The sequence below is a fragment of the Zhongshania sp. genome, assembly GCF_041623545.1.
In the GTDB taxonomy this organism is placed as follows: Bacteria; Pseudomonadota; Gammaproteobacteria; order Pseudomonadales; family Spongiibacteraceae; genus Spongiibacter.
On record NZ_JBFJWS010000350.1, the window covers coordinates 1 to 3,136 of the forward strand.

Annotated in this window: 3 protein-coding genes; all 3 read left to right on the plus strand. The window is 52.3% G+C overall.

Annotated features, from left to right (window positions below; translation table 11 throughout):
• Nucleotides 1-42: 42 nt before the first annotated feature.
• Nucleotides 43-993 (plus strand): YbgA family protein, encoded by a 951-nt coding sequence (locus ABYT30_RS17660; RefSeq protein ID WP_373097804.1) that lies wholly within the window; start codon nucleotides 43-45, stop codon nucleotides 991-993.
• A gap of 3 nt (nucleotides 994-996) precedes the next feature.
• On the plus strand, nucleotides 997-2,367 hold the full coding sequence (phrB, locus tag ABYT30_RS17665; protein ID WP_373097805.1) for a deoxyribodipyrimidine photo-lyase: 1,371 nt from the start codon (nucleotides 997-999) through the stop codon (nucleotides 2,365-2,367).
• 105 nt (nucleotides 2,368-2,472) lie between these two features.
• Complete coding sequence (locus tag ABYT30_RS17670; RefSeq protein WP_373097807.1) at nucleotides 2,473-3,030, plus strand: ATP-dependent zinc protease; 558 nt, start codon at nucleotides 2,473-2,475, stop codon at nucleotides 3,028-3,030.
• Nucleotides 3,031-3,136: the final 106 nt, after the last annotated feature.

Consider the following 3,136-nt stretch of genomic DNA (forward strand, 5'->3'; position numbering starts at 1 on the left):
GCTTAACCGTACCAAAGCTTCAATATAAGGATTAGCAACGCCATGTCACATTCTCAGCGTATTCGTATTGGTATTAGTGCCTGTCTACTCGGTGAGCCCGTACGCTATGACGGTGGCCACAAGCGCCTACCCTTCGCCGATCAGGAACTGAGTCGCCATTTCGACTTCCTTAACATTTGCCCAGAAAAAGCCATTGGCATGGGTGTGCCACGCCCCACTATTCGTCTCGTAGGCGACCCAGAAAATCCGCAGCTGATTGGCAGCAGTGACAGCAGTTTAAATGTTACCGACGCCATGCAAACCTTTGCCAAGGACACCACCCCAACACTGACCGATATTAGTGGCTATATACTCTGCGCCAAATCCCCCAGTTGCGGGATGGAGCGGGTGCCGGTGTATGACGAAAAGGGTAACGGCTTAGGCAAAGTTGGCGTCGGCCTTTTCGCTAGGCAGCTAATGGCCACCCACCCGCTGCTACCTGTCGAAGAAAACGGCCGCCTTAATGACGTGCATTTAAGGGAAAATTTTGTGTTGAGGGTGGTCGCCTACGCCCGCTGGCAAGCGCTGATTGCTGCCGGCATCACCGCCAGTGGTCTCGAGGAGTTTCACCGTCGTCATAAGTTTTTATTACTTGCTCACAACCAAGCTATTTACCGTGAAATTGGTCCTATCGTCGCGGAAGCCGGGAGCATCGAAGACAAGGCAAATCGCTATATCGCCAAGTTTATGGAGACTTTAAAGCATATTGCCAGTACCAAAAATCACACCAATACACTGATGCATATTCAGGGCTTTTTCAAAGATCATCTCGACGCGGAAGATAGACTCAAACTCACCGAGACGATTCGCGACTACGCCGCCGGGCAGTTGCCACTGCTAGTTCCGCTAGAAATGCTGAGCCATTATCTTAAAAAATATCATGTCGATTATTTACTGGATCAATATTACTTCGATCCTTACCCCCGCGATTTAAAACTGCGCATGGGTCTGTAAGATATGACGGCCGCAGTGTGGTTTCGCAATGATTTGCGCAGCCTAGATCATCGCGCCCTTAGCGCGGCGTGCGCGAATCACCGCGAAGTGCGGGGGGTGTACTTGCTGTGCCCGGAGCAGCTTAACGAGCATATTATCGCCCCGATACGTCGCCACTATTTGCGCCGCGCCCTAGACGACTTGGGTCGCCAACTCGGCGAAATCGGCATCGTATTCGATGTTATCGACGCCGGCCATTTTCGTGATGCCGCCGATCACCTCAGTGAATATTGTCGCGAGCATAAAATTGACACTGTATACGCTCACAATGAGTGGCTGTTAGACGAAATTCGTCGCGATAAAGACTGCATTGCGAATGGCATTCCTCTGACGCTACTTGATGACAGCCTGCTTAGTCCGTTAACCATCGCCAAGGGTGACGGTGGCCCATATAAGGTTTTTACGCCATTCTCTAGACGCTGTAGAGATCACTTAGCCGCTAATTTTCCGACATGCCTACGCCGCCCCCAGCGCAGGGCAAAGGCAGTTCAAAACGCCCCATGCCCGAGCTTTGGCCCAGAGCGTGACTCCGACGCCTGGCCCGCCAGCCAAGATGCCGCCCTAGAGCAACTCCGGGACTTTTGCGCTGAACGTGCGGAGGACTATCGCGCCGCCAGAGACTTCCCCGGCCTGGACAATACCTCGCGGCTTTCAGCAGCGCTCAGTCTCGGAATCCTCAGCCCGCGCCAGTGCTTGGCACGCCTGCAACAGGAATGCGGGGAGGCGATCTGGGATAGTAATAGTGGTGCTGGGACGTGGCTTAATGAATTGCTCTGGCGAGAGTTTTACCGCCATGTCGCCTACCACTTCCCCAAAGTAGTGCGGGGCCGAGCTTTTCAGGCCTATACCGAGCGAATCCCCTGGCCCAATGATCAAGCGTTATTCAAGGCCTGGCAAGACGGCCGCACCGGCTACCCAATCGTCGATGCGGCTATGCGTCAGCTCAACACCACCGGCTGGATGCACAACCGTCTGCGCATGATTGCCGCGTCATTTCTATGTAAAGACCTCCACATAGACTGGCGCTGGGGCGAGCGGTATTTCCTAGAAAATCTAATCGATGCCGATTTTTGCTCAAACAATGGAGGCTGGCAGTGGGCGGCGTCTACCGGCACCGATGCCGCGCCTTATTTCCGCATTTTTAACCCAACCACGCAGGGACAGCGCTTTGACCCAGAAGGAGAATTTATAAAGCGCTATATACCCGAACTCAAGAATCTCGCCGCGAAAGCACTGCACCAGCCTAGAGAATTAAGCAATTATCCCGCGCCGATAGTTGATCACCAGAAAGTGCGACATATTACCCTCGCACTTTTTAAAGATGTTAGGGACTAAGCCCACGTAATCCGCTTTAATTGCCCCGCTTGCCTGCTAGCTAAATAGCGCGATAGTGCACTATGCTATGGCATGCCGGAGCACAATAAGTCAAAAGGAGAAACCGTGCGATTTGTTTTACTAAGCCTACTTGTGATCAATACTCTTTTTCTAAGCCACGCAGTTCATGCCGGCGCCGATGCCCAGCAGGTATTTGGCCTCAGTGAATACGTTTATATTGAAGAGCTGGGCGTGCGCTATAAAGCGAAGGTCGATACTGGCGCCGAAAGCGCGTCCATCAATGCCATCAATGCCAAAGTTGAAAAAGGCCACGGCAAAAAAGATGATCTAGTCCACTTCGACTTGGTTCTACCAGACAATACCCTGAAGTCGGTTACCCTGCCATTGAGTAAACATATCCGCATAAAACGCCGGGCTTCTGACTATGATGAAAATGAAAAGGACTACAGCCGGCGTCCGGTATTGGAGCTAACACTATGTATTGGCGGTCAGTCACATAAAGTTGAGGTCAATCTCGCGGACCGCCGTCAGTTCTCTAAGCCTATGCTGGTCGGTTCGGAGCCTTTGACCGCTTTCCGCGCATTGGTAGACCCCAGTAAGAAATATTTGCAGGACAAATCCCTCTGCGCCAAAAAAGCAGACCCCGAGGAGCACGATGAATGAAAGGCGTTAAACTACATGTCAGAATACTAGCGCTTGCGCTACTACTGATAGGCGCTGGGAGTACTGCCTGGCAGATATTCGTGCAGAATATTCCGGTGTCGGCGGA

Bases quoted from the DNA above. Each gene is read 5' to 3' on its own strand.
- ABYT30_RS17660 (WP_373097804.1), top strand. From the start codon at position 43: ATGTCACATTCTCAGCGTATTCGTATTGGTATTAGTGCCTGTCTACTC.
- phrB (WP_373097805.1), top strand. From the start codon at position 997: ATGACGGCCGCAGTGTGGTTTCGCAATGATTTGCGCAGCCTAGATCAT.